Source organism: Streptomyces sp. NPDC060028 (assembly GCF_042736725.1).
Lineage (GTDB): Bacteria > Actinomycetota > Actinomycetes > Streptomycetales > Streptomycetaceae > Streptomyces.
On the sequence record NZ_JBHWVJ010000002.1, the window covers coordinates 233619 to 239854 of the forward strand.

Consider the following 6236-nt stretch of genomic DNA (forward strand, 5'->3'; position numbering starts at 1 on the left):
ACATCCCCACGACCAGGCAGAGGAGCCGCCGTGACCCAGCAGATACCCCAGAGCCCGTCCACGGAGCCGAGGCTGGCCGGAGTACGCAACTTCCGTGACGTGGGCGGGCTGCCGACCGCCGACGGCCGAAGGGTCAAGACGGGACGACTGTTCCGTAGCGGACATCTCGCCCATGCCACCGAAACCGATGCAGAATTCCTCGCCGCTCTTGGACTGCACACCATCTTCGACTTCCGCAACGGCGCCGACCACGCGCTGGAGGGGCAGGACGTGGAACTGCCCGGCGTGCGCAATGTCAACATTCCGCTCTCGGACCCGGCGGACGGCACGGAATTCTGGAAGATGGTCCGCGAGGGCGGCCTCGAACAGCTCCGCACGGTCCTGGGCGACGGCAAGGGCGCCGCGCGGATGGCGAACTCGTACCGCGGGATGATCAAGAACCGCACCGCCGAGCACGGCCGGGTGGTCCACGCCCTCGCCGAGGACAGCGTCCCGGCCCTCATGCACTGCGCCGCCGGCAAGGACCGGGCCGGCCTGTCGATCGCCGTCACCCTGCTCGCGCTGGGCGTCGAGCGCGAGGCGGTCGTGGCGGACTACCTGGAGTCGAACGCCCCGCACAACCGCTACCGGGTCCGCCGCGGCAGTCGGTCCGCCGAGGCCCGCTCCCCCGAGGTGATGGAACTGCTCGCGCCGCTCTTCGACGCCCGCGCCGAGTACCTGACGGCGGCCTTCGAGACCATCGACGGCCACTGGGGCGGTCTGGACCGCTACCTCGCCGAGGGCCTCGGGCTCACGCCCGAGACCCTCGACCGGCTCCGGGACCGCCTGCTCGACTGAGGTCGACCCAGGTGGCCGGACGGACGGAGCGGGCGGTCAGCGGTTGCCGACCGCCTGCTTCACCAGCGTCTTGCCGAAGTCCCACATCAGCCCGCCACCGCCGTGCGCCTCGTCCATGACGTCCCGGAAGGCGCCCACGAACCGGTCGACGTCCGCCTCGTCCACGATCAGCGGCGGGATGAGCTTGATCACTTCCAGGTGGTCACCGGAGACCTGTGTGAGGATCCGGTGCTTCTGGAGCAGCGGTACGACGACCATCTGCGCGAACAGCCCCTTGCGGGCCGCCTGCAGCATCGTCCACCGGCTGCGCAGCCCCAGCGAGGACGGACGCCCGAACTCGATCCCGATCATCAGACCGCGTCCCCGCACCTCGTGCAGCAGCTCGTACTCGTCCACCAGTGCCGCGAGCCGCCCGCGCAGCAGGTCGCCCACGGCCCGGGCGTTCGCCACCACCGCCTCGTCCTCCATGACGCAGAGCACCGCCAGACCGGCCGCCATCGCCTGCGCGTTGGAGCCGAAGCTGGCGGAGTGCACGAGCACCCGGTCCATGGACGAGTAGACCTTCTTGAAGATCCAGTCCTTGCCCAGGGTCGCGCCGACCGGCACGTAGCCGCCCGACAGCGCCTTGGCCACGCACACCAGGTCCGGCTCCACACCCGGCTCGTGCTGGTACGCGTAGAAGTCGCCGGTACGTCCGAGGCCGGTCTGCACCTCGTCCGCGATCAGCAGCGCACCCCGCCGGTGCAGCAGTTCCTGCGCGGCGAGCAGGAAGTCGGGCGGGGCGGAGATCACGCCCTTGCCCTGGATCGGCTCGACGACGAAGGCGGCCACGTCACCGCGCTTCAGCTCCCGCTCCAGGGCGGCCAGATCGCCGAGCGCGATCTTCGTGTCGGGCAGCAGCGGCGCGAAGCCGTCCCGGAAGCCGCCCTCCCCGTTGACCGAGAGCGAGCCCGTGGTGAGCCCGTGGAAGGCGTGGTCGCAGTAGAGGATCCTGGGCCGCCCGGTGGCGTACCGGGCGAACTTCAGGGCCGTCTCCACCGCCTCGGTACCGCTGTTGCCGAAGAAGACCCGGTCCAGGTGCGGACTGTACGAGAGCAGCTTCTCGGCCAGCAGCCCGGGCAGCGGCTGGCAGTCGAAGCGGGTCAGGTCGGCGAGCTGGGCGTCCAGGACGTCGTGCAGGGCGCGGCGGACCACCGGGTGGTGCCGGCCCAGGCCCATCACCCCGAAGCCGGCCAGCATGTCGAGGTAGTCGTTGCCCTCGGCGTCCCAGAAGTGGGCGCCCTCGGCCCGCTCGTAGACCTTGTCGAAGCCGATGGTGCGCAGCATCCGGGGCAGCTGGTGGTTGAGGTGGCGGGCGTGCAGCTCGTAGCGCTCCCCGCCGCGCTCGGCCAACAGGGCGCCGAGGTCGAAGCCCTTGCCCCGGCCGCCCTCCCCCGCGTGGCCCGTGCTCATGCCGAGGTGCCCCGGTTGCCGCCGATCGTCTCCCGGGCCGCGCGCAGGGACTCCTTGAGCGAGCCCATGGTGGCCAGGACGGCGGTCGGCTCGTAGCCGCAGTGCGCCATGCAGTTCGCGCAGCGCGGGTCCTTTCCGCGGCCGTACTTGCTCCAGTCGGTGTCGTGGATCAGTTCCCGGTACGTGGGCACGTACCCGTCGCTCATCAGATAGCAGGGGCGCTGCCAGCCGAAGAGGGAGTAATTCGGAATGGCCCAGGCGGTGCAGGGGAAATCCACCTTGCCTTCCAGGAAGTCCAGGAAGAGCGGGGAGTGGTTGAGCCGCCAGCGCCGCCGGTTGCCGCCCGCGAAAGCCTTCCTGAAGAGTTCGCGGGTCTGTTCGACGCCGAGGAAGTGCTCCTGGTCGGGTGCCTTTTCGTACGCGTAGGCCGGCGAGATCATCATCTCGTCCACCTGGAGGTCGTCATTGAGGTAGTTGAGCACCTCGATGATGGTCTGCGGGGTGTCGGTGTTGAAGAAGGTGGAGTTCGTGGTCACCCGGAACCCGCGCTTCTTCGCCTCCTTGATGGCCGCGACCGCCTCGTCGAACACGCCCTCCTTGGCCACGGACTCGTCGTGGCGTTCGCGCAGACCGTCGATGTGCACGGCGAAAGCGAAATAGGGGGACGGGGTGAAGTTCTCGATCTTCTTGCGGAGCAGCATGGCATTGGTGCAAAGGAAGACATACTTCCGTTTGGCCACCAACTGGCGCACGATCTCGTGGATCTGCGGGTGCATCAAGGGCTCGCCGCCCGCGATGGACACCATCGGCGCACCGGACTCCAGCACGGCGCCGACCGCCTGGGCCACCGGCATGCGCTGCTTGAGCACCCCGGCCGGGTGCTGGATCTTTCCACACCCCTCACAGGCCAGGTTGCAGGCGTAGAGCGGTTCCAGCTCGACGATCAGCGGGAACTTCTCACGCTTGCGGAGCTTCTGTTCGAGAAGATAGGTCCCGACCCTGATGGTCTGGCGCAGCGGCATGGCCATCTGGCTCACCTCCTGGGGAGCAGCAAAGAACGGTGCCAGTCATGAAACGCGGGCAGTACGGCGCGCAGTACGCGGAAGGCCGATATTCCACCGCGAACCGTGCCGATACGGACGAGCTCATGCTCCGGAGCGTCCACGATCACCCGGACGGCCGCAACCGGACGGCCCGCGCCTGCTGTGGCGCTGCCGCGGGTCGCGGTCCAGAGGGTGGCCGCGGACTCCATGTCGACCCCGATGGCGCCGGTGGCACGCAGCTGCGCGCGCTCCTGGCCCCGTACGACATGGTCGGATCCGGTCAGTGCGCCGACGTGCACGGTCCGGCCGGGCGCCGCCCGGGCCAGTGCCTCGGCGAGCAGGGCGGTCCCGGCGCAGGCGACGGTGCCGCGCGGGTCCCGGGTCTCCTCGGCGACGATCAGGTCGCCGGGGCTCATGCCGGGCACCAGCCCGGCGCAGAATCCCGTGGCCAGGACGGCCGCGCCGCGCAGCCCCGGCTCGCCGAGCGCCCGGCCGACGGCCCGCTCGGCCGCGCGCGGGCCCATGCCGGTGCGCAGGACCGCGTACCCCGGCGGCGCGGCACCGCGTGCGCCGCGGGCGCCGCTGCGCAGGGCCGCCTGCTCGATGCGCAGCGCGCAGGCGACCAGCAACGGGGCGGCGGCGGGCCCGCTCCCGGCGGCGCTCATCAGGCCTCCTCGGCCCGGGCGGGGGCGACCTCGCGGGCCGGGTGCGCGCCGTGCCACCCTTCGGGGCCGAACGGTTCCCCGTACAGGTAGCGGCCGAGCGCGGTGAGCGGGAACACCTGCCGGTACAGGTGGTAGTTGATGGAGAAGTCCCAGGGGAAGCCGGTTCCGGTGAAGTACGGCTCGTCCCAGGAGCCGTCCTCGCGCTGCGTGTCGACGAGGTGGGCGATCCCCCGTTCGACGGACGCGGCGTCCCGCTCGCCCGCGGACAGCAGGGCCATCAGCGCCCACGCGGTCTGCGAGGCGGTGGAGGCGCCCCTGCCGGCCCAGGACGGGTCCTTGTACGATCGCTGGTCCTCGCCCCAGCCGCCGTCCTCGTTCTGTACGGACTCCAGCCAGCCCACGGCCCGCCGGATCGCGGGATGCGCCGGAGAGATGCCCGCGGCCGTGAGCGCCGGCACCACGGATCCGGTTCCGTACACGTAGTTGGTGCCCCAACGGCCGAACCAGCCGCCCCAGGACTCCTGTTCGGCGAGCAGCCAGGCGATGCCGCGGCGGGTCCGCGCATCGCCGGCCCGGCCCTCGACGGCGAGCATCTCCACGACGTGGGCGGTGACGTCGGCGGAGGGCGGGTCGATGACCTCGCCGAAGTCGCAGAAGGGCAGCTTGTTCGGGAAGGGGCTGGTGTTGTCGGCGTCGAAGGCGCCCCAGGCGCCGTTCTTCGACTGCATCCCGAGGTTCCAGGACACTCCGCGGGCGATGGCGGCCTCGACGCGAGCCGGCTCGGGGTGCTTGATCCGGCGCAGCGCGAGGACCACCTCGGCGGTGTCGTCGATATCGGGGTAGTTGTCGTTGTGGAACTCGAACGCCCAGCCCCCCGGGGCCAGTCGGGGCCTGCGTACGGCCCAGTCGCCGCTGCGCACGATCTCCTCGCCGAGCATCCAGTCGGCGGCCTTCACCAGGGCCGGGTGGTCGGGGCGCACCCCCGCGTCGGCCAGCGCGATGGCGGCCAGGCAGGTGTCCCAGACCGGGGACTGGCAGGCCTCGATCATGCGGGCGCCGTCGGAGCGCCACACGGCGAACCGGTCCAGGGATTCCAGTCCGGCCCGCATCACCGGGTGCTTCAGGTCGTAGCCGAGCAGGTGCAGGGCGATGATCGAGTACACGGCGGGCGGCTGGATCCCGCCCCAGCAGCCGTCGTTCTCCTGCCGCTCGACGATCCAGCGGCCCGCCGTCGCCATCGCGGCCTTGCGCAGCCGGCGCGGGGCGAAGCGCCGGTACACGTGCAGGGCCTTGTCCATCCGCTGGAAGGCGCCGTCCCAACTGGTCATCGGGGCGAGAGCTTTGACGGGGTTCGGCACCCGGGCGTCGGTGTGCAGCTCGTCCAGCGCGAAGGGGGCCGGGCGGACCGGCCGCAGCGCGGAGACCACGGTGAGCGGAACGATGGTCTGCCGGGCCCAGCAGCCGAAGTCGTAGATGTTGAGCGGCACCCACGGCGGCAGTAAGACCAGCTCGGGCGGGAGTTGGGGCAGGTGGTCCCAGCTCCACCAGCCGAACAGCGCCAGCCAGATCCGGGTGAACACCCGGGCGGCGGCGATCCCCCCGTGGGCCCTGATCCAGGCGGAGGCGCGGGCCATGTGCGGGGCGTCGGGGGCGTCGCCCGCCAGGCGCAGGGCGACGTACGCCTCGATGGTGGCGGACAGGTCGCTGGGGCCGCCGTGGAAGGTGGCCCAGGTGCCGTCGCTCTGCTGCTCGCCGCGGATGAACAGGGCGGCGGCCCGTGTGGTGACCTCGTCCCCGATCCCGAGGAACTGCCTCAGCAGCAGGTCTTCGGCGTCCATGGTGACGTTGGTCTCCAGGTCGCCCTTCCACCACCCGGCCGGGTCCTGCCGGTCGAGCAGATGCCGGGTGGCCCGGGCAGTGGCCTCCCGGGCCCCCGCCAGCAGGCCGGGGGCCGGGGGCGCCCCGGCCGTATCCCGGCCGGGCGGACCCGGGGCCGCGTCCGCGGTCCGTACCACGCTGTCATCCGAGTCGGCGTCGCGGGCACCCGCGCCCGCGCCGCCGTCGGTCGTCGCTGTCATGGCTTCCCCTTTACCTGCAGTGTCCTCTGCTGTCCTGGGGTCTGCCGTCGGGGGGGGGCCCGCGGCCCAATAAAGGGGGGCCCGCCCCCCGCCCCCCCGGAAAAAAAAAGGCCCCGGGGGGGGGACCCCGGCTGGGTAAAAAAAAAAAAAGCCCCCACACC

General features: G+C 71.4%; 5 protein-coding genes. 1 reads left to right on the forward strand and 4 read right to left on the reverse strand.

Annotated elements, in window-relative coordinates:
* Positions 1 to 30 precede the first annotated feature (30 nt).
* A complete protein-coding gene (locus ACFWBF_RS02185; RefSeq protein WP_385593746.1) occupies positions 31 to 837 on the forward strand; it encodes a tyrosine-protein phosphatase in 807 nt (268 codons plus the stop codon).
* 36 nt (positions 838 to 873) lie between these two features.
* Here the strand turns inward: ACFWBF_RS02185 and ACFWBF_RS02190 are convergent, their stop codons facing one another.
* Genes ACFWBF_RS02190 through shc form a run of 4 tightly spaced genes read right to left on the reverse strand, consistent with a single transcriptional unit; the run spans position 874 to position 6075 of the window.
* The gene (locus tag ACFWBF_RS02190; RefSeq protein WP_385593749.1) at positions 874 to 2289 is read right to left on the reverse strand and encodes an aspartate aminotransferase family protein; all 1416 of its coding nucleotides are present in this window, start codon (positions 2287 to 2289) and stop codon (positions 874 to 876) included.
* Positions 2286 to 3317: an adenosyl-hopene transferase HpnH gene (gene hpnH / locus ACFWBF_RS02195; protein WP_385593752.1), complete on the reverse strand. Its 1032-nt coding sequence runs from the start codon at positions 3315 to 3317 to the stop codon at positions 2286 to 2288. Before hpnH ends, ACFWBF_RS02190 begins: the two co-directional genes overlap by 4 nt.
* A gap of 5 nt (positions 3318 to 3322) precedes the next feature.
* Positions 3323 to 3997 carry a 1-hydroxy-2-methyl-2-butenyl 4-diphosphate reductase gene (locus ACFWBF_RS02200; RefSeq protein WP_385593755.1) on the reverse strand — a complete coding sequence of 225 codons (675 nt, stop codon included), beginning with the start codon at positions 3995 to 3997 and terminating at the stop codon, positions 3323 to 3325.
* Positions 3997 to 6075 carry a squalene--hopene cyclase gene (gene shc / locus ACFWBF_RS02205; RefSeq protein ID WP_385593758.1) on the reverse strand — a complete coding sequence of 693 codons (2079 nt, stop codon included), beginning with the start codon at positions 6073 to 6075 and terminating at the stop codon, positions 3997 to 3999. The genes ACFWBF_RS02200 and shc overlap by 1 nt, the downstream gene beginning before the upstream one ends.
* Between the last annotated feature and the right edge of the window lie 161 nt (positions 6076 to 6236).

Coding starts and splice junctions, on each gene's coding strand:
- ACFWBF_RS02200 (WP_385593755.1), bottom strand. CDS start 3,997: ATGAGCGCCGCCGGGAGCGGGCCCGCCGCCGCCCCGTTGCTGGTCGCC.
- ACFWBF_RS02190 (WP_385593749.1), bottom strand. CDS start 2,289: ATGAGCACGGGCCACGCGGGGGAGGGCGGCCGGGGCAAGGGCTTCGAC.
- hpnH (WP_385593752.1), bottom strand. CDS start 3,317: ATGGCCATGCCGCTGCGCCAGACCATCAGGGTCGGGACCTATCTTCTC.
- shc (WP_385593758.1), bottom strand. CDS start 6,075: ATGACAGCGACGACCGACGGCGGCGCGGGCGCGGGTGCCCGCGACGCC.